Origin of the sequence: Paenibacillus camelliae (assembly GCF_023715345.1) — a bacterium.
Classification (GTDB): domain Bacteria; phylum Bacillota; class Bacilli; order Paenibacillales; family Paenibacillaceae; genus Pristimantibacillus; species Pristimantibacillus camelliae.
In genome coordinates, this window is sequence record NZ_JAMBNY010000044.1 from 1 (window position 1) to 473 (window position 473).

Here is a 473-nt window from a genome sequence, read left to right on the forward strand (position 1 = left end):
ATCTAACGTTCCTAGTTATTCACCTGAAACAATTGCAGAGTATTCTGTTTCTATCGCCCTACAATTAGTGCGTCGCTTCCCAGATATTGAACGCCGTGTACAAGCACATGATTTTACTTGGCAAGCAGAAATCATGTCTAAACCAGTTAAAAATATGACTGTTGCAATTATTGGTACGGGTCGTATCGGTGCTGCTACAGCTAAAATATATGCAGGATTTGGTGCTACAATTACAGCTTATGACGCCTATCCTAATAAAGATTTAGACTTTTTAACTTATAAAGATAGTGTTAAAGAAGCTATTAAAGATGCCGATATTATTTCTTTACATGTTCCAGCGAACAAAGAAAGCTATCATTTATTCGATAAAGCAATGTTTGATCATGTGAAAAAAGGTGCAATCTTAGTTAACGCAGCACGTGGTGCAGTCATCAATACACCTGATTTAATCGCTGCAGTGAACGATGGTACTT

General features: G+C 37.0%; 1 protein-coding gene. It reads left to right on the plus strand.

Annotation, left to right across the window (positions count from 1 at the left end; translation table 11 throughout):
* Window positions 1–473: NAD(P)-dependent oxidoreductase (locus M3180_RS22305; protein ID WP_251671629.1), on the plus strand; the 473-nt coding region annotated here is incomplete at both ends.